The sequence below is a fragment of the Sporosarcina sp. P32b genome (assembly GCF_002743335.1).
In the GTDB taxonomy this organism is placed as follows: Bacteria; Bacillota; Bacilli; order Bacillales_A; family Planococcaceae; genus Sporosarcina.
Genome location: NZ_PDZB01000016.1, coordinates 43,902 through 66,929, shown reverse-complemented (window position 1 = coordinate 66,929; position 23,028 = coordinate 43,902). Strand labels below are relative to the sequence as shown.

The 23,028-nt window shown below is 42.2% G+C and carries 27 protein-coding genes; all 27 read left to right on the top strand.

What is annotated here, in order from left to right; translation table 11 throughout:
- Positions 1-35 precede the first annotated feature (35 nt).
- On the top strand, positions 36-1,346 hold the full coding sequence (gene der / locus CSV64_RS11690; RefSeq protein WP_099634669.1) for a ribosome biogenesis GTPase Der: 1,311 nt from the start codon (positions 36-38) through the stop codon (positions 1,344-1,346).
- Between the two features lie 26 nt (positions 1,347-1,372).
- Positions 1,373-2,392, top strand: a complete 1,020-nt coding sequence (locus CSV64_RS11685) for an NAD(P)H-dependent glycerol-3-phosphate dehydrogenase (RefSeq protein ID WP_099634670.1) — start codon at positions 1,373-1,375, stop codon at positions 2,390-2,392.
- Between the two features lie 20 nt (positions 2,393-2,412).
- Positions 2,413-2,616 (top strand): DUF2768 domain-containing protein, encoded by a 204-nt coding sequence (locus CSV64_RS11680; protein ID WP_099634671.1) that lies wholly within the window; start codon positions 2,413-2,415, stop codon positions 2,614-2,616.
- 3 nt (positions 2,617-2,619) lie between these two features.
- Positions 2,620-3,330, top strand: coding sequence for an LptM family lipoprotein (locus CSV64_RS11675; protein ID WP_099634672.1), 711 nt, complete (start codon positions 2,620-2,622; stop codon positions 3,328-3,330).
- 339 nt (positions 3,331-3,669) lie between these two features.
- Positions 3,670-5,148: a stage IV sporulation protein A gene (gene spoIVA, locus CSV64_RS11670; protein WP_099634673.1), complete on the top strand. Its 1,479-nt coding sequence runs from the start codon at positions 3,670-3,672 to the stop codon at positions 5,146-5,148.
- A gap of 217 nt (positions 5,149-5,365) precedes the next feature.
- Positions 5,366-5,638 (top strand): HU family DNA-binding protein, encoded by a 273-nt coding sequence (locus tag CSV64_RS11665; protein WP_037561579.1) that lies wholly within the window; start codon positions 5,366-5,368, stop codon positions 5,636-5,638.
- Positions 5,639-5,815: 177 nt separating this feature from the next.
- Entirely contained in the window at positions 5,816-6,385 is a 570-nt protein-coding gene (gene folE, locus CSV64_RS11660) for a GTP cyclohydrolase I FolE (protein WP_099634674.1), read from the top strand.
- A 65-nt stretch (positions 6,386-6,450) separates the two neighbouring features.
- A complete protein-coding gene (mtrB, locus tag CSV64_RS11655; protein ID WP_099634675.1) occupies positions 6,451-6,672 on the top strand; it encodes a trp RNA-binding attenuation protein MtrB in 222 nt (73 codons plus the stop codon).
- Positions 6,673-6,701: 29 nt separating this feature from the next.
- Positions 6,702-7,415, top strand: coding sequence for a heptaprenyl diphosphate synthase component 1 (locus CSV64_RS11650; RefSeq protein ID WP_158233037.1), 714 nt, complete (start codon positions 6,702-6,704; stop codon positions 7,413-7,415).
- Positions 7,416-7,451: 36 nt separating this feature from the next.
- Positions 7,452-8,147 (top strand): demethylmenaquinone methyltransferase, encoded by a 696-nt coding sequence (locus CSV64_RS11645; protein WP_099634677.1) that lies wholly within the window; start codon positions 7,452-7,454, stop codon positions 8,145-8,147.
- Between the two features lie 26 nt (positions 8,148-8,173).
- Positions 8,174-9,148: a polyprenyl synthetase family protein gene (locus CSV64_RS11640; RefSeq protein ID WP_099634727.1), complete on the top strand. Its 975-nt coding sequence runs from the start codon at positions 8,174-8,176 to the stop codon at positions 9,146-9,148.
- Between the two features lie 90 nt (positions 9,149-9,238).
- Positions 9,239-9,685: a nucleoside-diphosphate kinase gene (ndk, locus tag CSV64_RS11635; protein WP_085428805.1), complete on the top strand. Its 447-nt coding sequence runs from the start codon at positions 9,239-9,241 to the stop codon at positions 9,683-9,685.
- Positions 9,686-9,800: 115 nt separating this feature from the next.
- Positions 9,801-10,574 carry a CheR family methyltransferase gene (locus CSV64_RS11630; RefSeq protein WP_099634678.1) on the top strand — a complete coding sequence of 258 codons (774 nt, stop codon included), beginning with the start codon at positions 9,801-9,803 and terminating at the stop codon, positions 10,572-10,574.
- A 23-nt stretch (positions 10,575-10,597) separates the two neighbouring features.
- Positions 10,598-11,779 carry a chorismate synthase gene (gene aroC, locus CSV64_RS11625; protein WP_099634679.1) on the top strand — a complete coding sequence of 394 codons (1,182 nt, stop codon included), beginning with the start codon at positions 10,598-10,600 and terminating at the stop codon, positions 11,777-11,779.
- A 1-nt stretch (position 11,780) separates the two neighbouring features.
- Positions 11,781-12,887 (top strand): 3-dehydroquinate synthase, encoded by a 1,107-nt coding sequence (aroB, locus tag CSV64_RS11620; RefSeq protein ID WP_099634680.1) that lies wholly within the window; start codon positions 11,781-11,783, stop codon positions 12,885-12,887.
- Positions 12,884-13,249: a chorismate mutase gene (aroH, locus tag CSV64_RS11615; protein ID WP_099634681.1), complete on the top strand. Its 366-nt coding sequence runs from the start codon at positions 12,884-12,886 to the stop codon at positions 13,247-13,249. Before aroB ends, aroH begins: the two co-directional genes overlap by 4 nt.
- Positions 13,250-13,277: 28 nt before the next feature.
- A complete protein-coding gene (gene hisC / locus CSV64_RS11610; RefSeq protein ID WP_099634682.1) occupies positions 13,278-14,369 on the top strand; it encodes a histidinol-phosphate transaminase in 1,092 nt (363 codons plus the stop codon).
- A gap of 12 nt (positions 14,370-14,381) precedes the next feature.
- Entirely contained in the window at positions 14,382-15,494 is a 1,113-nt protein-coding gene (locus tag CSV64_RS11605; RefSeq protein ID WP_099634683.1) for a prephenate dehydrogenase, read from the top strand.
- Positions 15,495-15,509: 15 nt separating this feature from the next.
- Positions 15,510-16,805: a 3-phosphoshikimate 1-carboxyvinyltransferase gene (aroA, locus tag CSV64_RS11600; RefSeq protein WP_099634684.1), complete on the top strand. Its 1,296-nt coding sequence runs from the start codon at positions 15,510-15,512 to the stop codon at positions 16,803-16,805.
- Between the two features lie 27 nt (positions 16,806-16,832).
- Positions 16,833-18,095: a tetratricopeptide repeat protein gene (locus CSV64_RS11595; RefSeq protein WP_099634685.1), complete on the top strand. Its 1,263-nt coding sequence runs from the start codon at positions 16,833-16,835 to the stop codon at positions 18,093-18,095.
- Position 18,096: 1 nt separating this feature from the next.
- Positions 18,097-18,657 (top strand): ReoY family proteolytic degradation factor, encoded by a 561-nt coding sequence (locus tag CSV64_RS11590; RefSeq protein ID WP_099634686.1) that lies wholly within the window; start codon positions 18,097-18,099, stop codon positions 18,655-18,657.
- A gap of 85 nt (positions 18,658-18,742) precedes the next feature.
- Entirely contained in the window at positions 18,743-19,192 is a 450-nt protein-coding gene (locus tag CSV64_RS11585; protein ID WP_158233038.1) for a DUF2487 family protein, read from the top strand.
- Positions 19,193-19,561: 369 nt separating this feature from the next.
- Positions 19,562-20,065 carry a QcrA and Rieske domain-containing protein gene (locus CSV64_RS11580; RefSeq protein ID WP_085133401.1) on the top strand — a complete coding sequence of 168 codons (504 nt, stop codon included), beginning with the start codon at positions 19,562-19,564 and terminating at the stop codon, positions 20,063-20,065.
- Between the two features lie 22 nt (positions 20,066-20,087).
- Positions 20,088-20,762 (top strand): menaquinol-cytochrome c reductase cytochrome b subunit, encoded by a 675-nt coding sequence (gene qcrB / locus CSV64_RS11575; RefSeq protein WP_029053030.1) that lies wholly within the window; start codon positions 20,088-20,090, stop codon positions 20,760-20,762.
- Positions 20,763-20,813: 51 nt separating this feature from the next.
- Positions 20,814-21,581 carry a menaquinol-cytochrome c reductase cytochrome b/c subunit gene (locus CSV64_RS11570; RefSeq protein WP_099634688.1) on the top strand — a complete coding sequence of 256 codons (768 nt, stop codon included), beginning with the start codon at positions 20,814-20,816 and terminating at the stop codon, positions 21,579-21,581.
- A gap of 92 nt (positions 21,582-21,673) precedes the next feature.
- The gene (gene lhaT / locus CSV64_RS11565) at positions 21,674-22,285 is read left to right on the top strand and encodes a lipoprotein heptaprenylglyceryl N-acetyltransferase LhaT (protein WP_199168527.1); all 612 of its coding nucleotides are present in this window, start codon (positions 21,674-21,676) and stop codon (positions 22,283-22,285) included.
- Between the two features lie 66 nt (positions 22,286-22,351).
- Entirely contained in the window at positions 22,352-23,020 is a 669-nt protein-coding gene (locus tag CSV64_RS11560) for a zinc metallopeptidase (RefSeq protein WP_233190451.1), read from the top strand.
- Positions 23,021-23,028 lie beyond the last annotated feature (8 nt).

Genomic DNA, 23,028 nt, shown 5'->3' with positions numbered 1-23,028 from the left:
TTCAAAGATAGGTCGGAAGGGTGTAATGAAAGAACATGAAAAAACCAACAGTAGCAATCGTAGGAAGACCAAACGTCGGTAAGTCGACAATCTTTAACCGGATCGTAGGCGAACGTATTTCGATCGTAGAAGACGTTGCCGGTGTAACGCGAGATCGTATATACAGCGCAGCAGATTGGTTGAATTATGAATTTAACTTAATCGATACAGGCGGCATTGAACTGAGTGATGAGCCATTACTTGATCAAATTCGTATGCAAGCTGAAATCGCCATTGAAGAAGCGGACGTCATCATCTTTTTGACGAATGGTAGAGATGGTGTGACAGATTCAGATGAACAAGTAGCACGCATGTTGTATAAAACGAACAAGCCAGTCGTATTGGCAGTGAATAAAGTAGATAATCCAGAAATGAGAGACATGATCTATGACTTCTACTCACTTGGATTTGGCGAGCCGTATCCACTTTCAGGATCACACGGTCTAGGACTTGGTGATTTATTGGATGCAGTCGCAGAAAGCTTTAAAGATATGAACTTAGAAGAAGAGGAAGACGATTCCATCAAATTCTGTTTAATTGGCCGGCCGAATGTCGGAAAATCGTCACTTGTTAACGCATTACTTGGTGAAGACCGTGTCATCGTCAGTGATATCGCTGGAACGACAACAGATGCGATTGACTCTACAAAAGTAATTGAAGGACAAGAATTTAAAATTATCGATACAGCGGGAATGCGTAAAAAAGGGAAGGTATACGAAAATACAGAGAAATACAGTGTATTACGTGCCTTGAAGGCGATTGATCGCTCTGATGTTGTATTGATTGTCATGAACGCAGAAGAAGGTATTCGTGAGCAGGACAAACGTGTAGCCGGTTTTGCGGAAGAAGCAGGAAAAGGTGTCATGTTTGTTGTGAACAAATGGGATACGCTTGAAAAAGATGATAAGACGATGAATAAATTTATTGATGATATTCGCGATCAGTTTAGATTCCTTGATTATGCACCTATTTTCTTTGTGTCAGCTAAAACGAAACAACGTGTGCATACATTATTCTCTAATATCCAATTGATCAGTGAAAATCATGCGATGCGTATTCAGTCAAGTGTCTTGAATGAGGTAGTAGAAGACGCAGTAGCTAGAAATCCTGCACCTTCAGATAAAGGACGTCGTTTGCGGATTTACTATGCAACACAAGTTGCTGTTAAGCCACCGACATTCGTGGTCTTTGTCAATGAACCGGAACTTATGCACTTTTCTTATGAACGCTTTTTACAGAATAGATTACGTGAAGCTTTTGGGTTTGAAGGTACACCAATTCGCTTAATCACAAGAGCAAGAAGTTAACTACGCAAACAGAAAGGGTGGAGGTAATGGAAAAAGTCTCTATAATCGGGGCAGGCAGTTGGGGTACCGCACTTGCTGTCGTGCTGGCTGAAAATGGACATGACAGCTTAATTTGGACAAGGCGTGCCGAACAAGCGGATGAAATTCATAATCAGCACACGAACAACCGGTATTTGCCAGATGTGAAACTGCCCGATAACCTTAACTCTACTAATGAACTGCACATGGCGGTCCAGCATGCGAAGACGATTATACTGGCCGTACCGACTGTTGCGATGCGTGAGACGTGTCGTCATATACAGGAATTACTAACAGAACCGGTTACATTTGTCCACGTCTCCAAAGGAATTGATCCAGATTCGTTGGAACGGATTTCTGAAATCATAGCAGATGAAATTGATGAAACACTGCGCGAAGCCATTGTAGTGCTGTCTGGACCGAGTCACGCGGAGGAAGTCGTACTTAGACATCCAACAACGGTGGCAGTCGCCTCAAGCAACATGGAAGCGGCAGAACGGATACAAGATTTATTCATGAGCCAGTATTTCCGTGTCTATACGAATAAAGATGTAATCGGCGTGGAGCTGGGCGGGGCATTGAAAAATGTCATTGCTTTAGCTGCTGGAATATCTGATGGACTTGGCTATGGCGATAATGCAAAAGCGGCTCTGATTACTAGAGGACTGGCAGAAATAACGCGACTAGGTGTTAAAATGGGTGCGGATCAACAAACATTTTCCGGATTAACCGGCCTTGGTGATTTGGTTGTTACGTGTACAAGTGTCCACTCGAGAAACTGGCGAGCAGGAAACTTACTTGGTAAAGGCCAATCCTTAGAGAGAGTGACCGAAGAAATGGGCATGGTAATAGAAGGTGTGCGTACAACGAAGGCTTCGTTTCAGTTGGCGCAGCAATTTGATGTCAACATGCCGTTGACAGAAGCCTTATATTCTATACTATTTGGAGGCATTCCACCTAAACAAGCAGTGGATCAATTAATGACCCGCGGTAAGAAGCAAGAAATCGATACATTTTTCGGTATTTAAACAGTAGGAGGGTGACAATTTTGTCCTCGTTAGATAAAATGTGGCTATCATTTTACGCAATGGGATTCATGGTGATTTCAATGGGCTTAATTTATTTGAGCCGTTATAAAATAAAAAACCGTGTACTACAAATTCTATTTGCGATTATTGCCTATACACTATTAATATCATCGTTCTTCGCAATGGTCTATTTGGTATTCAACGGACCGACTGGAGGGGCGTAAATTATGAATAAACGATTACTTATACTTTCGGTCTTACTATGCGGAGTCTTGCTGTCTGCTTGTGGCGGCCGTCCCCCTGAAGAAAAACAAGCAAGTGAAACGCCGTATCCTGAAATGCAAGAGACAATCCAAAAAGCCGTAGAGCGCTACCAAGAACAATCAGGCGGTCTACTACCAATCAAAACACGCGATCAGGAAGTTGATCAATTCATCAAATATCCAATTGAGTTCTCGAAAATCGTTCCGGACTTCACTGAAAAAATACCCTCCAACGCATTCGAAAACGGTGGGATCTTTCAGTATGTTCTTATGGATGTAGAAGAAAATCCTACAGTTAAACTAGTCGACTTACGTACGACTGAAAAACTGCGTGATTTAAATTTGCGCAAATTTATCAATGGAGAACTTCCATTTCTAGATCCGGTTGGCGACAACGTGTATGCAGTAGACTTCAAGAAAATGGGCTTTAAAGAACCACTAACCGTCCAAAGCCCATACTCTGACGCCCACCTGCCCATTGTAGTAGGCGGCGACGGAAACTTCTATGTAGACTACTCCATCGACCTCAACAAAATCTTGATGGAACAAAAGCCTGAAATAGAACCTGGCACAGATATCCGTTACCTACTATACGAAGACTCCCTAGTCCTCCCGGCATACTCCTTGCCGTACACGGTAGACGAAAACAACGAACCTGTGTTTATGAAGAAATAACGGTTTTTAATTTGCAGGTGACCTCATGTATTATCATTTGAACATTACATATTTCAAAAAGTGATACAAACTGTCACCATACTATAACTAGGATTGGTGCGGAAGATGGGACGACTCTGGGAGGGTCAGCCCGACAGGTGAGACCGCTAAAGGAACGTAGTGACTAGCGGGCTCACCGCGGGCCCTCCAGAAAGCGTTCCCATCTGGAGTACCAATCCCGAACCGTTACAAAGTTTATTAACTAAATTAGTACCATTACCCAAAAACGTTTCATGCAATCATGCATGAAACGTTTTTCTATTTCATAAGCTACAATGCGGAGAAAAAGGAGGGCTAATGATGAAAGAAGAACTATACGAAAACTTAGCTAGAAGAACAGACGGCGATATTTATATAGGCGTGGTAGGCCCTGTTCGAGTAGGGAAATCCACTTTTGTCAAACGAGTCATGGAGGAAGTTGTAATTCCCAACATGACGGATGCCAACGATCGGATACGCGCACAAGACGAACTTCCCCAAAGTTCACCAGGTCCCGTAATCATGACTGCAGAACCTAAATTCGTACCTGCCCAAGGCACAAGCGTTTCAATCGGGGATGGCGAACTGGAATTCCAAATTCGCCTAGCAGACTGTGTAGGCTATGTTATAGACGGCGTGAAAGGATATGAGGACGAGGATGGACCGAAGTATGTCCATACACCATGGCACAACGAGCCAATCCCGTTCCAAGAAGCAGCACGTATCGGAACGGACAAAGTCATTCGTGATCACTCCACCATTGGAATTTTGTTGACGACGGACGGCACGGTGAACAATATTTCACGCGCAGCCGCTGAAGTCGCTGAGAAAGAAATTGTTTCGAAACTTCAAGAAATTGGTAAGCCGTTCGTCATTGTATTAAATTCTAAAATGCCTGCTCATGAAAAAGCATTGGAACTAAAACAGCAATTACATGAAAAATACGGTGTTCCCGTAATTGCTATCAGTGCGGATCAACTCAATGCAGCGGAGATCCAGCTCATTCTTAAAGAGGCGCTGTATGAATTCCCTATCACGGATATCGAACTGCAACGTCCGGACTGGATGGAGGAGTTAGGGGACAGCCACAAGCTGAACGCACGTATTGATCAGTTGATTACAGATGGCTTTCTTGGTGTCTCTAAGATTCGTAAAGTTCAGGAGATTGCGGAGTTATTGCAAGAAGAAGAGTTTATTAGACAAGCGGAAGTAGTAGAAGTCGATGCAGGTAAAGGCCGTGCCATCGTGAAGATTGATATGGATGAGCAAGCTTTTGTCAATGTGTGTGAAGAGTTCATGGGAACGGAAATGCGCTCGAAAAAAGATTGGCTTGTTTTTATTCAAGAAGCCGTTAAGGCGAAAAAATCGTATGATATGTACGCAGAAGCAATCGATACTGCGAAAAAATCAGGTTATGGTGTAGCGTTGCCATCGATTGAAGATTTCCAGCCGACTGCTCCTGAATTAATTAAACAAGATACGTTTTATGGAGTGAAAATGAAAGCGAAAGCACCTTCACTTCATATTATTCGAATCGATATGGAAGCGGAATTTGCTCCCTTAATTGGTTCCGAATTCCACAGTCATCACTTGCTGAAGGAATTGAAAAATGCTTATTTACATGACCGTGAAGCATTATGGGAAACACAATTATTTGGCACGCCACTTCATGAAGTTATGAAAGAAAGTATTCGATATAAGACGGCGGCAGTTCCGGATCGAGCAAGAAAACGCTTGCGTGAAACGATTGAACAGATGGTTAATGATGGAAATAAAGGTATGATTACCTTTATCGTTTAAGGTGTAAAAAGCTGAAAATAACGCAAGAAATATTATTTTAAATGAAGAAAGATCCGTCAAAAACGGGTCTTTTTTCTATGCTTTTCTATGAAAATCGCTTGAAATGCCGTGAATAAAGGAAAAGAGCGATAATATTGTTGCACCGTGGTTTTTCTTATGTTACTCTTTTTACAGTGTTAACAGCAATAGCATCCCCCTTTGAGAGGAGGTGAACGGTGTGAATAAAACAGAATTAATTAACTCTGTGGCAGAAGCGGCAGGTCTAACAAAAAAAGACGCAACTAAAGCTGTTGAAGCTGTATTCGATACAATTCAATCGACTCTTGCTAACGGTGATAAAGTTCAATTGATTGGTTTCGGAAACTTCGAAGTACGCGAACGTGCTGCACGTAAAGGACGTAACCCACAATCAGGTGAAGAAATCGAAATCGCTGCAAGTAAAGTTCCAGCTTTCAAAGCAGGTAAAGCACTTAAAGACGCAGTAAAATAATTTGAGATTTTACATAGGAGTCCGTCCAGCGAATCTGTTCATCAGATGGCCATGGATGGACTCCTTTCCGTTTTTTAATGGTATACATAATGAAATACAAGTAACTATACGGAATGAATGGAATGTGCTAGTATTTTGGGGAAATAGGTTTTGTTCCTACAAGGAGGACATGCTGTTATGAAAGAGCAAGATATAAATAAATTAGAGCAGGCAGTTACGATGATCCTAGAAGCAATCGGTGAAGATCCGACTCGTGAAGGATTGCTTGAGACGCCAAAACGTGTGGCGAAAATGTACCAAGAGGTATTTGAAGGTTTAAACAAAGATCCAAAAGAGTATTTCGATACGGTATTCCATGAGAACCATGATGAAGTCGTATTGGTGAAAGATATTTCATTCTATTCTATGTGTGAGCATCACTTAGTGCCATTTTTTGGAGTGGCCCATGTAGCATACATTCCACGCAATGGAGTAGTTGCTGGTTTGAGCAAGTTGGCAAGAGCTGTTGAAACAGCAGCGCGTCGTCCACAATTGCAAGAACGCATTACATCCAGTGTGGCAGATGCGATGATGGAAAAGTTGAATCCCCATGGTGTCTATATCATCATCGAAGCTGAACATATGTGTATGACGATGAGAGGCATTAAGAAGCCGGGAGCTAAAACGATCACGACCGTTGCTAGAGGAATCTATGAACATGATGACGTGAAACGTGCTGAAATTTTATCTCTTATTAGAACGAACTAAGGTCTTTGCCGAGCGCTTGCTGTATATGCTATCATTAGGATTATATATAGACTGGAGATGCGAAAATGACACAACCAGATTATCTAATTATCAAAGCGAAAAAAGATGGAGTGAATGTCATTGGTCTCACGAGAGGCAATGACACCAAGTTTCACCATACCGAAAAGCTAGATAGAGGAGAAGTCATGATCGCGCAGTTTACCGAGCATACCTCCGCTATAAAGATTCGGGGAGAAGCTGAAATTCATACAGCTCACGGCGTAATTGAGAGCGAAGAAAAAGAATGACCGTATCCTTACGGGAATGGAGCTTACTGATGGAAACAAAAGGATTCACTGACCAAGTCGACAATTATATACACCATTTGCGACGTGCTATTTATCAGCCAGTGGTCGAACGAGATGCAGGGCATGCTCCGATTGACAGGCGTAAAGCTTCGTTGCTCCTATTGCCTTTGCTTAACGGCGAGCAGTGGACAGATGAGATGCAAACCGCGGCGTTGGCGATTGGTGCCATCCATACGGCTTTTGATGTCCATGATCAAATCGATATCGTTGATGCTTCATCCAAAGAACAGCAATTGATGGTTCTTGCGGGAGATCACTTCAGTGGTATCCACTATAAGCTGTTAGCGTCGATCCCGAACTTCCATCTCATTCGTTCTTTGTCAGTAGCAATCGGCAGGGTCAATGAATGCAAGACGACATTGCTTCAAGCGCCGCCAACTACTCTTGACGAGCGGTTGCAGTTAATCGCTGAAGTGGAAAGTGCATGTATTGTGGAATTCTTCGAGACGTTCGGCTTTAGTCGCTACACACACATCGTAGAGACTATTTTTCCTCTCGTCTGGTTGCTTGACAGCAGATACCAGGATTTGAATCGAATGAAGTTTCCGCATCTAGTGCCGAGTACGAATGATACACAAGATTGGATCAAGCAATTACAGCAACAGCTCAACAACAGATTAGAGAACAGCTTTTATTTACATACTGAAGTCATAGCAGAGTTGCAGAAAATGACGAACCCATAAGAAAGTAAACTGAAGTGAAGAAAGAAGGGACGAACTGTGGCGGTCTCAAAAGAAGAAAAAGTTCATAACGTCTTTGAAAAAATTTCTACAGACTATGATAAAATGAATTCCGTGATCAGTTTCAATCAACATATTAAATGGCGGAACGATATAATGGAACGCATGAATGTACAGTTAGGAGCTAAAGCACTTGACGTTTGTTGTGGTACTGCAGATTGGACAGTCGCATTGGCTCAAGCTACAGGACCTACTGGTGAAGTTGTCGGTTTAGACTTCAGTGCTAACATGCTGGATTCCGGCAGAGAGAAAGTAGCGCCTTACCCGAATCTTACCTTGGTTCAAGGTAACGCCATGTCACTTCCTTTTGCGGACAATACATTTGATTATGTGACGATCGGTTTTGGTCTACGCAATGTTCCTGATTACTTGACTGTATTAAAAGAAATGCGACGCGTATTAAAACCAGGTGGAATGGCAGTATGTTTGGAAACGTCTCAACCTAAAATACCTGTCTATCGTCAAGGGTTTCGCTTCTATTTCAAATATATTATGCCGTTATTCGGTAAGCTGTTTGCAAAAAGTTACAAAGAATACTCTTGGCTTCAAGAATCGGCAAATGATTTCCCAGGTATGAAAGAGCTAGCACAGCTTTTTGTCGATGCTGGATATCAAGAAGTTTCGTATAAGTCTTACAGTGGCGGTGCGGCGGCAGGCCATATCGCTTACAAATAATGAATACACGGGAGAAGGTAATGGGGTTGGAAAAAATTAAGTTGATGTCGCTTTATACGGATTTCCGCAAAGATATGTCCTATATTGAAAAAGAGCTTGAGCGTTCCGTGCAATCCTCTTCTCCCATTGTTCGTCAAGCTTCCTTGCATTTATTGAAAGCTGGTGGAAAAAGGATTCGGCCGATTTTCGTTATAATGGCTGCACAATTCGGAACCTATTCGCTGGAAAATGCTGCGAAGATTGCAGTATCCCTTGAGTTGATTCACATGGCGTCTCTCGTCCATGACGATGTAATTGATGATTCAGATATGCGACGTGGTTTAGAAACCGTCAAAGCGAAGTGGAACAACCGAGTGGCTATGTATGCAGGGGACTTCATCTTTTCAAGAGCGCTAACATCTATCGGTAATATCGAAAAAGCACCTGTACATCAGATTCTTGCTGAAACGATGCTTGAGATATGCAAAGGGGAAATTATTCAAATTGATTTCCAACAACAAACCGATCAAGATCTGCGCGACTATTTGAAACGTATTAAGCGGAAAACCGCTTTATTACTATCCTCCAGTTGTGAACTCGGCGCGCTCAGTGCAGATGCGGACGCTCAGACTGTACGGAAACTAAAGAGATACGGATACTTCACTGGAATGGCATTTCAAATCATCGATGATATTTTAGATATCACTTCAACAGATGCAGAACTTGGTAAACCGGCAGGAAGCGACTTATTAAATGGTCATATTACATTGCCTGTTCTATACATAAAAGATGATGAACAGTTCAAGCCTTATATGGAACGTGCATTTACCGGAGAGATGGAAGAATCGGATAGACAAGCGATGCTTCGTTATATTCGACAAAGTGGTGCGATTGAAAAAGCACAGCATGTAAGTGATTTGTACTTGATCAAAGCACTGAAGGAATTGGAAAGTCTGCCGAATGGCAAGTCAAAGAAAGCTTTGACTCAAATTGCTGATTTTATCGGCCAACGAAAATATTGACGATGTTTGTTAATAGTTGAAAGAAAAAGGCGTCAATGTTACGATTTAAAAGGGATTATCCCTATAGAAGATTGAAGGAGTGTTTTAGAGATGGAAAGAACATTTTTAATGGTAAAGCCTGACGGCGTACAACGTAACTTAATTGGTGAAATCGTTGGTCGTTTTGAAAGTAAAGGATTCCAACTAGTTGGCGGGAAATTAATGAATATTTCTCAAGAACTTGCTGAACAGCATTACGGAGAGCATAAAGAACGTCCATTCTTCGGAGAACTTGTAGAATTCATCACTTCTGGACCAGTTTTCGCAATGGTATGGGAAGGCGAGAACGTAATCTCTACATCACGCTTAATGACGGGTGCTACAAATCCAAAAGAATCAGCTCCTGGAACTATTCGTGGAGATTTCGCTGTAACAGTAGGCAAGAATATTATTCATGGTTCAGACTCAACTGAGTCAGCAAGCCGCGAGATTAACTTGTTCTTTAAAGAAGAAGAGCTTGTGACTTATGACAAAACAGTGAACAACTGGATTAATTAATCGCCAAGAACAGCCGAGCGAATTTCGCATGGCTGTTTTTCTTATACATACGACATACTTTTTCCGCTATAATAAGAACGTACATAAGAAAGAAAAGGCAACAGGGGGTTGTTAAATGTCTGATTATTCGATGTTAATTCAAGGGGTCAAGAAGAAAACCGGGATTGATTTGTCTTTGTATAAAGAAGCCCAGATGAAGAGAAGACTCACTTCACTATATGAAAAGAAAGGCTTTCGTAATTTTAAAGATTACTCTCTAGCTATTCAAACGGACAAAGCCTTATTGGAAGAATTCTTGGACCGCATGACGATTAATGTGTCAGAATTTTACCGCAACGCCATACGTTGGAACGTCTTGGAGAAAAAAATCTTTCCGCAATTATTGGAGAAGAATAGGCGATTGAAAATTTGGAGCGCAGCTTGTTCTACCGGCGAAGAGCCGTATTCGCTTGCAATGGTTCTATCAACTTATCTTCCATTGCGTGATATCTCCATTTTTGCAACGGATTTAGATATGGGTGTATTAAATCGTGCCAAAGTTGGCCTTTATAATGATCGTGCATTAAAAGAAGTGCCAAAGCCAATCATTGATAAATTCTTCATAAAAGAAGGTGCTTCCTATCAAGTGGTAGAAGATATCAAGAAGACGGTCACGTTTAAACAGCAAAACTTGCTGGAAGATCGCTATGATACGAATTACGACTTGATTGTCTGCCGTAATGTGATGATTTACTTCACGGAAGAAGCGAAAGATCAAATTTATACCAACTTCTCCAAAGCACTTAAACCAGGTGGTATTCTGTTCGTTGGAAGCACAGAACAAATATTTAATCCTGAAAAATACAATTTTGAATCAGTAGATACATTCTTTTATAGAAAAAAACACTAAACCACGTTACGGAGGAATGGAATATGCGCTTTATTACAGCTGGAGAATCTCATGGTCCACAGCTTACTGCCATCATTGAAGGATTACCTGCACAGATGGAGCTAACGGCTGAGATGATCAATAAAGAATTAAAGAGAAGACAAGGCGGTCATGGTAGAGGCCGTAGAATGCAAATAGAGAAGGACCGTGTAGAAATCTCATCAGGTGTACGTCATGGCAAAACGATAGGGTCACCAGTTACGCTAACAGTTGTTAACGATGATTGGAAACATTGGACGGGTATCATGGGCGTAGAACCACTTCCTGAAGACGTAAATCCGGAAGATGTGAAGCGTCAGATCACTCGTCCACGTCCTGGACACGCAGATCTAGTCGGCGGTATGAAATATGGCCATCGTGACTTGCGAAATGTTTTGGAGCGTTCATCTGCACGTGAGACGACGATGCGTGTAGCAATCGGAGCAGTAGCGAAACAATTCTTGCGTCAGCTTGGGATCGAAACTGTAGCCCATGTTACGGAAATTGGCGGCATTGAAACAGAACCTGCCGCTTATGCGAATCTATCCATAGAAGAACTGCGTGCGATTGTTGAAGAAGATGCGGTATATTGTGCGGATCCAGACGCGTCTGTCAAAATGACGGAAGCTATAGATGATATTAAAAAGCGTGGCGACACACTTGGTGGCGTAGTAGAAGTCATCATTGAAGGATGTCCTCCAGGAATTGGTAGTTACGTACAGTTCGATCGTAAAATGGATGGCAAACTTGCAGGTGCTATGATGAGCATCAACGCTTTTAAAGGTGTTGAAGTAGGCTTAGGATTTGATATGGCCAAAATGCCAGGCAGTGAAGTGCATGATGAAATTAGCTGGAATGAAGAGCTGGGTTATTACCGCAAATCCAATCGTTTAGGTGGACTTGAAGGCGGAATGACGACGGGTATGCCGATCGTAGTTCGAGGTGTAATGAAACCCATTCCGACGCTTTATAAACCACTAGAAAGCGTAGATATCGATACAAAGGAATCTTTCGTTGCAACGATTGAGCGTTCCGACCCTTGTGCAGTACCTGCTGCATCTGTTGTAGCTGAACATGTCATCGCTACAGAGATGGCTAAAGCAATCATGGAAGAATTCCGTTCGGATACGATGGATGGTTTACAGAAGGACATTGAACAATATAGACAATATGTAAAGGAGTTTTAAGATGGATAAGTTAACTGTTTCCGTCCGTGATCACCAATACGATGTCTATGTAGGTTCGAACACCTATGAATTATTTTCAACTGAATATGCAGAATTGTTACGTACGACAGATAAAATTGGAATTATTGCCGATGCACAAGTGGCAGAGCTACACCTTCCTTTATTGCAAGAAGCACTAGTACGTTCTGGTCGCGAGGTATCGGTGAAAATCGTACCTGGCGGCGAGAAGTGTAAAGTGCCAGAAGTATACGTGGATTGTCAGTCTTTCTTACTGACTGAAGGTTTTACACGAAATTCACTATTAATTGCATTTGGTGGAGGAGCCTGTGGGGATTTAACTGGTTTTGTGGCAGCTACGTTTATGCGTGGTATTCGCTTTATCCAATGTCCGACAACTGTGCTTGCGCATGACAGTGCAGTCGGTGGCAAAACAGCCATCAATATGCCTGAAGGAAAAAATATGGTGGGGGCGTTTCATCAACCTTCAGCTGTATTGTTTGATACCGATGTATTCAAAACATTGCCTGCTTCAGAAATGCGTTCTGGCTTAGCGGAATTGGTAAAACATGCCTTTATTTCGGATCCGTTATGGACGGAGCAATTACTGGGAAAAGAACAGTTTTCTACACCATCTATCAAGTGGCTTGAAAAAGAATTACTGCAAGGCATCAAAGTAAAAGCAGATATCGTGGGAGAAGACGAGTTTGAGAATTCTACGCGAAAGTTTCTGAATTTCGGCCATACATTTGGACATGCAGTGGAAGCGGCTTCTGGATTCGGTAGCCTCAGTCATGGTGAATGTGTCATGATTGGTATGGGGTATGCCTTCTTGCTAAGTGAAAAATACGGTAATGTACCTGAAGGATTCACGAATCGCTATCTTCATTTTGCCAATAAAAATGGCTATACATTTAAGCCAGTATTCTCTTATAGTTTCGAAGAGTTATTATCCTATATGCAGAAGGATAAAAAAGCTTCATTCGGCAAGATGAATTTTGTTTTATTACAAAAAATCGGTGAACCTTTTGTAAAAGAGATTAGTTCAGAAGAGTGTCAGTTGGCATTTGAGGAATTTAAAGCAAAATTGGAAAGCGAGGGAATTGTATGAGCATAAGGGGAATTAGAGGTGCGACAACCGTTGAACAGGATGACGCAAAAGAAGTGTTACAAGCAACAGAATCTCTTGTACTCGAAATGGCAGAGGCGAATCAATTCAAACCGGAAGATATCGGTTCTGTAATTGTTTCAACTACAGTAGATGTCAAAGCGGCATTTCCTGCAAAAGCGATCCGCTCGATTGAAGGTTGGACGTATGTACCGGTCATGTGTACACATGAAATCGATGTGCCAGGCTCTATGCGTAAGTGTATACGCGTCATGATGAACGTCAATACTTCCAAGAAACAAGAGGAAATACAACATATCTATCAAAATAACGCAGTTCAATTACGACCTGATTTACAAAAATAACAAAACAGAAGTAAAGGGGAGCGATCCTATGAAGTGGAAACCAATTTTACACACGATGAAGCCTTATACACCCGGTCGTTCATTAGAAGATGTAAAACGTACATATGGTCTGCAAGAAGTACATAAGCTCGCTTCAAATGAAAATCCTTACGGGTCATCACCTGAAGTCGCAGAATATTTACGTTCAAAGGCAGCTCAATTTGAAATTTATCCAGATGCTTACACTGCTGGATTACGCGGAAAGCTTGCAGAGTTCCATCAAATCGATCCGAATGAAATGATATTTGGTAATGGTTCAGATGAAATTGTCACACTCATTTCCCGCGCAATACTACAACCCGGTACTAATACGGTGATGGCTTCCACGACTTTCCCTCAGTACGCACATAACGCAAAAGTAGAAGGTGCCGAAATTCGTGAAGTGGCTATGCTTGAAAATGGCGACCACGATTTAGAAGGGTTTCTAAAAGTTGTTGATGAAGAAACAGCTGTCATCTGGGTATGTAATCCAAATAACCCGACAGGTAATCTATTATCGAGTGAATCCATAAAAAGCTTCTTAGATCGGGTACCTGAAACCGCACTTGTTGTTCTCGATGAAGCATATTTTGAATTTGTTACGGATCCAGCACAACAAGATGCGGTGCAGTGGATCCATGACTATACGAACTTGATTATACTTCGCACGTTCTCTAAAGCATACGGCCTAGCAAGTTTCCGTATAGGCTATGGCGTTACTAACGCGAGCGTTGTAACTGAGCTCAATAAAGTACGGAATCCATTCAACAACAGCTCACTCGCATTAGCTGTAGCAGAAGTTGCTCTTGGAGATCAGCAATTTCTAAAAGAGTGTGTAACTAAAAATGAAGAACAACGAAGACGCTACGCAGACTATGCGAAACAGCATGCATTGGCAATCTATCCGTCTGCTACTAATTTTGTATTACTTGCTGTACCTGGAGATGCAGATGCGGCATGCGAAGTGTTATTGCAAAACGGCTATATTGTCCGCAGCGGAAATCTGCTAGGCACACCAGGATTTGTTCGCGTGACGATTGGAACGCATGAACAAAATACCGGCTTCTTTAAAGCGTTCGATCAACTATTAACTAACCAATAAGGATAGATGACAATGAAAACGACTGTAAGTATAATTGGACTCGGATTGATCGGTGGATCACTTGGTCTAGCATTAAAACGAAATCCAGAAATTCATATTGTAGGTTTTGACCGCTCTTATGCAACTGCTGACGAAGCATTTCGCAGAGGAATCATCGACACGGTCGCACCTTCTGCAAAATCAGCCTGCGAACAGGCTGACTTTGTTGTTTTTGCGACGCCTGTCAATACGACGGTTGCTCTTTTTGAAGAAGCAGTAGACTGGGATTTCAAAGAACATGTAATCGTCTCTGATACAGGAAGTACGAAAAAACCGATAATGGATGCTGCGAAGGTCTTACAAGAAAAAGGGATCACTTTCATAGGTGGCCATCCAATGGCAGGTTCCCATAAAAGTGGTGTATCTGCTGCGTTGGAACATCTTTTTGAAAACGCGTATTATATTCTGACACCGAATGAATCAACAACTGAAGACCAAATCGATGTTATTGAAAAATTGCTATCACCAACAAAAGCCAAATTGATTGTTCTGCAAGCGGAAGAACACGACCGTATGACAGCGATCATCAGCCATTTTCCGCATATTGTAGCTTCTTCATTAGTTGGCCGCTTAGCTGCACAGGAAGTGCAACAACCGTTTGTGAAAAAATTGGCTGCAGGTGGTTTCCGGGATTTAACGCGCATTGCCTCAGCAGATCCTGTCATGTGGAGAGATATCACCATACAAAACCGAGAAGAATTATTGTCGCAAGTTGATGGCTGGCTCGAAGAAATGAATGGCATTCGCGCTATGCTGGAAGACAATAATCCAGAACGTATTTTTGATTTCTTTGCGCAAGCAAAAAAATACCGCGATCAACTTCCTTCTACAAATGAAGGGGCGGTCCAAGGGGCGCTCTACATGACGTTTGATTTACACATCGACGTACCCGATCATCCAGGTGTGATTTCCGAAATTACGAAAATCCTGGCAACTGCCAATATTAGTTTGACCAATATACGAATCGTAGAAACACGTACAGATGTGTACGGTATTTTAGTTGTCAGCTTTCAATCAGCTACTGAACGTAAGAGAGCTCGTCAAGTATTGACAGCAGAAACTGACTATTCTATGCACGTACTTTAAAAGGGGGAGAGCGTAATGTCAGAACAACAAACGGTTTCATTTGAAAAGCCGGTTCTTCGCGGCGCTTTACAAGTACCTGGAGATAAATCAATTTCCCACCGTGCGGTTATGTTGGGATCAATTGCAAAAGGTAAAACAACAATCAGTGGATTTTTGGATGGTGAAGATTGTCTGAGTACGATTGAAATGTTCAAGCAACTTGGTGTGGAAATTACCCGCAACGGCACAAATGTGACTGTTGAAAGTCCTGGCATTGCGAATTGGCAGACTCCGGCTGAAGCACTTGATGCGGGTAACTCAGGAACGACCGCCCGTTTAATGTTAGGCATTTTATCCGGTTCTTCCGTAACATCTGAAATGTGTGGGGATCAGTATTTATCCAAGCGTCCAATGAAGCGCGTGACGGAACCTTTAGAAGAAATGGGTGCAAATATCACGAGCAAAGGAACGGTTGATTATTTACCACTTACCATCACTGGGAAAGCGTTACAAGCAATTGACTATTTGATGCCGGTTGCTAGTGCACAAGTAAAGTCCGCTGTATTACTTGCCGGTCTTCAAGCGAAGGGCATTACGTCTGTTACAGAAATTGCTGTATCACGTGATCACACCGAGCGTATGCTAGTACAATTTGGCGCGAAGCTGGATCAACAAGATCAAGTAATCCGAATCGAAGGCGGACAGCAACTGACAGGAACAGATGTAGTCGTACCAGGAGACATTTCCTCTGCGGCGTTTTTCATGGTAGCCACGGCGTTAGTGAAAGACAGTGATGTGTCGTTCTTGAAAGTTGGATTGAACCCTACACGAACAGGTATACTGGATGTACTAGAAGCGATGGGTGTAGAAATAGAATTATCAGATGAACAAGGGTTTTCGGGTGAGCGTTATGGCACTGTACGAGTAAAGCATTCGAGTCTGCGAGGAACTGAAATTGGTGGTGATTTGATTCCGAGATTGATCGATGAACTTCCTGTGCTTGCTTTATTGGCAACACAAGCAGATGGAAAGACTATTATTAAGGATGCAGAAGAACTTCGTGTCAAAGAAACGGATCGTATTGAAGCTGTCGCTACGGAATTACGGAAACTCGGAGCAGATATCGAGACTACAGCAGATGGCATGATTATTAATGGACCGACACCGCTAACGGGAGCTACACTTCAATCATACGGTGACCATCGTTTAGGCATGATGGCAGCGGTAGCGGGATTGATCACGTCAAGTCCTGTTCATATCGATAATCCATCTTGTATCGCGATTTCCTATCCACACTTTTTCGAAGATCTATCGGAGCTAGTCAATCAATAAAGTAGAATAGAAAGCTCAGGTGAAAAAATGAATGTATTGCAGGAATTGGAGCAAATAGTACTCGATGGGGATTTAGATGCTCTACAAGATAAAATACAGAAACTGCAAGCTGCTAACGAGTATGACGCATTATACAATGCTGCAAATCTGTTGATCGAATATGGATTCATCGGACAAGCAGACGATATATTTTCTCAGTTATTGGTAGTATTCCCGGATGAGGCTCAGTTGAAAATAGATCGCGCCGCGGCTTTACTGGAACTGGGTGAAGAGGACGAAGCGTTATTATTGCTGACGGACATTTCGCCGGATGAAGATGAGTATGTACAAGCATTGCTTGCACAAGCGGATTATTATCAAATGCTCGGACTTGCAGAAACGGCATTATCTAAAGTGCGTGAAGCATTAACGTTGGCTCCGCACGAACCAATAATCCAACTCGCGGAAGCAGAACTTCTGTTGGAATCAGGAAGATACAGTGAGGCTGTGAGGATATATGAGAAGCTTCACGAGGCAACTGAAGAAATCGCTGGGGTACGACTGTCCTCACGTCTCGCGGAAGCCTACAGTGCAGGTGCAGCGTACGAGGAAGCCATTCCTTTTTATGAGGCATTACTTGACCAGGAAGCGAATCCTGAAGAGTTGTTTGGATTAGGATTGGCATACTATCAAACTGCACGCTACTCGGAAGCAGTCACACGTCTTGAGCAGTTGTTAGAAATGGATCCAGATTACTTCTCTGCTTATATGCTTGCGGGTCAAAGCTATGCACAACAAAATGAAGACGACAAAGCGTTAAAGCTTTTCAGAAAAGGTATTGAACGTGATGAGTTCGATAAAGAATTGCAGCTGGCGGCAGGGAAATCTGCTCTGAAACTGCAAATGCCGCAACAAGCAGAAGAACATTTGAAAGAAGCGCTCGTTTTAGATCCGGAGTATATAGATGCACTCGTAACGCTTGCTTCGGTTTATGAAAATCAGGAAAAAGACGAAGCGTTAATTGATTTACTGACGTTCTCTGAGGTAGATCAATTAGAAATCCCTTTACTTCATGCTTTTCTTGCATATGCTTATGAACGCACAGAAGATTACGAAAAAGCGTATGAAATGTATTTCAAAGCATATGATGGGATGAACGAAGATGCTGCTTTCTTAGATCAATATGCACGATTCTTGCTGGAGGAAGGTAAGCGTGATGAAGCGTTATCGATAATTCAGCAGTTAGTTAGAATCGCTCCGCATGAAGAGGAATGGACGGCATACATCGCGCAATCTGAAGAGGAGGGGTAAGATGAAGGCCATGGTTCCTGTAGCTGCCAAAAAAGAATTTTTAAGGTGGTTTTTAAAGCGCTATCGATTAAAGCGGCGGGAATGTGTATGGATTTTAAATTATCTTCTCAGCAACGAACATTTATTAACGAATGTTCATTTTACAAATGAGGCTCATCACTGTCCACGCGCCATGATCATTTCTACGACAGAAGTGGACAGTATCCCTTTTCGCTTCTACAAGGGTACTTTGATGACAGCTGATGCGGAAAAGTCCTTTCACGACCTCAGACTGCATCCTGACGAGGATATGTTCATCCAACTGAATTTCAAACACAGTAATAAATGTCCCGAGTATGCGAGTGTGGCGGAAGAGAATCCTTATTTGCCGGAAGATCTGCTGAAGAAAAAGAAAGACCAACAAATAGCGGAAAAGCTGTTGGAAGAAAGTTTCACATTAACGACAAATGACATGTTGCTGAAGAGAATCGACGAAGCGCTGGACAACGGTGACCGTGAGCTGTTCATAAGCTTAACAGCTATGTTGAATGAGATGAAAAAAGATAAAGACATCAGCCAATGATTTCGCCCTCCGCGGTGGAATCATTGGTTTGCGTTGAGGGAAAATATAGGCTAAACTTTACTGAGTGATGCAAGGAGGAATGACAATGAATTGGGTTCCGAAAGATGTGGATACGTATATCAATCAGAAAGAATATATTGATACTGTCGTTGTGCCTTTAATAGCTATAGACACACGACCTGAAACGATGAAAAACAGTGCTTCCTCTTCTGAGTTCTTGATGAATCTGTCGATGTTCATAGAGAAGCAGTTCAAGGGGCGTATGATGTTCATGCCGCCCGTTTCGTACACGCAGTCAACAGATTTGCAGCAAATCGCGGACACATTGTCGGAGGATTTGAAAAAATCTTCCTTTACACATGTCTTCTATCTTACGACGGATCCTAAGTGGACGAGCGTGACGGTGGAAGGTAAAGTCGTCTGGCTACCGTCTATCCCTTTGGAGACAATGGACAACCATCTACGCCAGACCATCATGGAAGACCAGCTAAGGCAAGTCCTGACACACTTTATGGAGAGTTGGAACGTACAGTAAAGGTCAAGTTATGATTATTGAAGGCTGACTTAGTGTTAGGTAGGTAATTTGTGCTACGGTAGTGTGCTCTTGACGTAAGAGTGCTACTTCATTTCGTCTTAGAACTTGAAGTAAATCAAATTTCATGTCATTATCAGTACAGACGCACTCTAAACACCGTCGTCAAAAGGGTACAAGCACTAGTTGCAACTTATTTAAAGGGAGATCGTCGTTTGTCACCAAATCTTAATATTTGTCCACAAACTTAAGTACCTACTAAAAGCATTATTGAATTTAGTTTCATATTGATATATCATAGATATGTCCTAGTATTACAATTAGCAAAAGAATGTCCGTGGGACTGACTTTGGAGTAAGAGGAGGGAAATTACTGATGAGCAATAAAGTGTCAAGACGCACGTTCCTAAGTTATACACTAATGGGAACTGGTGGGTTCATGGCATCTGCAATGCTGATGCCGATGATTCGTTTCGCAATTGATCCCGTTCTGGCTAGTGCCGGCGGTTCCGACATGATTCCAACACCGCAAAAAGAAGCCGATCTTTCGGAAGTACCGGTTCGTGTAGACTATACAATCAAAGATCGACAAGATGCATGGTATACTTCTGACGAATCTAACACGGCTTGGGTCTACAAAGAAGGCGACAAAGTCATAGCACTTTCTCCGGTCTGTAAACACTTAGGGTGTACAGTTAACTGGGAAGGCGACGAGCATAAAAACGAGTTTTTCTGCCCTTGTCACGCTGGACGTTACAAGAAAAATGGTGATAATATTCCAGGAACACCGCCGCTTGGACCGCTTGATGAGTTTGAAGTAGATGTCATCGACGGATTTGTCTATCTTGGTGGAGTAATACCGAACACATTAGTCTAAAGGGTAAGGGGGTACGACCGCAGTGTTAAATAAAATTTATGATTGGGTGGATGAACGGTTAGATATCACACCAATTTGGCGAGATATCGCTGACCACGAAGTACCTGAGCACGTAAACCCTGCACATCATTTTTCTGCATTCATCTATTGTTTCGGAGGTTTGACGTTTTTCGTAACGGTTATCCAAATCTTGTCTGGTATGTTCCTGACAATGTATTACACACCGGATATTGAAAACGCATGGAAATCAGTTTTCTACCTTCAAAACGATGTTGCATTCGGTGAACTTGTGCGAGGGATGCACCACTGGGGAGCTTCGTTAGTTATCGTAATGATGTTCCTACATACTTTGCGTGTATTCTTTACAGGGTCTTATAAGAAGCCTCGTGAATTGAACTGGATCGTCGGAGTATTGATCTTCGGTGTCATGCTAGGTCTTGGATTCACAGGATATCTATTACCTTGGGATATGAAAGCTCTATTTGCAACAAAAGTTGGGATTGAGATTGCCGCGTCAGTACCTTTCATCGGAGAACAGATTAAAATCCTTCTCGCGGGTGATTCCACGATTTTAGGTGCACAGACGTTAACAAGATTCTTCGCGATTCATGTATTTTTCCTACCAGCTGCTTTGCTTGGGTTGCTTGCAGCACACTTTATCATGATCAGAAGACAAGGTATTTCCGGACCACTATAAGAACCAGTTTTATGGTTAGGGTCATCTGAAATTTAAGAAGGAGGGAATAACATGCACCGCGGAAAAGGGATGAAATTTGTTGGGGATTCGCGCATCAAGGCTTCAGGCAAGATGGCGAATACACCAAAAGACTACTCAGAATATCCGGGTAAAACCGAAGCATTCTGGCCAAACTTTCTATTGAAAGAGTGGATGGTTGGAGCAGTTTTCTTAATCGGCTATCTAATCGTTACTCTTGCACACCCGTCACCGCTTGAGCGTCAAGCGGACCCGACGGATACAATGTATATACCGATACCAGACTGGTATTTCCTATTCATGTATCAGCTATTGAAATATGAATTCGCTTCCGGTCCTTATAACGTGATCGGTGCGATCGTCATTCCAGGATTGGCATTTATGGCATTAATGCTAGTTCCATTCATGGATACAACGAAAGAGAGACGTCCATTTAAGCGTCCGTTGCCAACAGGCTTCATGATTCTTTCATTCTTAGCTATCTTCTACTTGACTTGGGAATCAGTCGAAAACCACGACTGGGAAGCAGCAAAAGTTCAAGGTGCAATTGTGGATGAAGTAGAATATGATGAAACGGCTGAAGGGTATGAGATTTATCAGGGCTCTTCCTGTATTGGCTGTCACGGTGACTCCTTCCAAGGTGGATTGGGCTTACCGTTAACTAACACAGGTATGACAGCTGAAGAAATTATCGAAATCGCTCATGATGGCCGAGGTTCAATGCCTGCTGGTACATGGGAAGGTTCAGATGAAGATCTTCAAGTACTTGCTGAATTTATATCTGAGCTAGAAACGAAGTAAGAAAAAAGAGTCAGGAAACTGACTCTTTTTTTCTATATATTTATCCGTAAATAAACTATACATAGAAGTAGTACATTCCGATGGAAGTGGTGATGTTTTTGCGAATGTTATGGGCACAAATCTGGATGATCCTTTCACATAAATCATTCTTATGGATTCTTCTTTTTATTAATATAGTAGGCTCGGTCTACGGCTATGATTGGTATATGTGGCAATTAGAAATCACTGAGCCGAAATTCTGGATTTTCGTACCGGATAGTCCTACAGCTACTTTGTTCTTTTGTATCGCCATAATAGGCTGGCTACTCAATCGAAACTTTAAATTGATGGAGGCTCTTGCACTCATCACGTTAGTAAAGTATGGCTTATGGGCTGTCGCTATGAATTTGTTGACGCTCGTTGTAACAGGTTCAATCGGCTGGGTAGGCTGGATGTTGATTGCCTCTCACTTCGCGATGGCATTGCAAGGAATCTTATACCTGCCAAAGTATAAGTTCACAGCTTGGCATATTGCAATTGCCGCAATTTGGACACTTCATAACGATGTCATCGATTATGTTTTCGGACAAATGCCGATCTATCATGACCTGACGCAATTCAGTCCCCAAATCGGTTATTTCACATTTTGGTTATCCATTGCTTGTATTGTCATTGCCATGTGGAATTATAGGTCAAGACTGGATGTACGGGTGTTGAAAGCGTAGTTAATAGTTGCAGTAAGTAAGTAAACATTATAAAATTAAGGGTAGAGAGAAAGGGGAGAGATAGACGTGTTCTGGATTTACTTTGGTATCATTTTATTGCTTCCTATCTATGCGCAATTTAAAGTGAAAAGCACATATAAAAAGTATTCAAAGATTCGTTCTACTTCTGGGATGACCGGAGCTCAAGTAGCGAGACTCATTCTGGATCAAAATGGTTTACATGATGTAAAAGTTGTGGAAAGCCAAGGATTCTTAACGGATCACTATAATCCAATGACAAAAATCGTGGCATTGTCCACAAGTAACTATCACGAATCATCTGTAGCAGGTACAGCAGTAGCGGCGCACGAAGTTGGCCACGCGATTCAAGACAAAGAAGCTTATTCATTTTTGCGTTTCCGCCACAGATTGGCGCCAGTCGCAAGTTTAACTTCCAACGCATCATGGGTATTCATCATGATCGGGATCATCTTCTCTAGCATGAACTCTTTGCTAGGTATTGGGATTCTGTTGATGGCAGTTGGGGTACTATTCCAAATAGTCACTTTGCCAGTAGAGTTTAACGCATCATCACGTGCGATGGATCAAATCGTTCAACTAGGTATTATTCGTAACGATGAAGAACCACAAGCGAAGAAAGTATTAAGTGCAGCCGCGATGACATATGTTGCCGCAACTGCAGTAGCAGTACTTGAACTAGTTCGTTTGATTTTAATCTTTACAAACCGCGACTAATAAAGAAA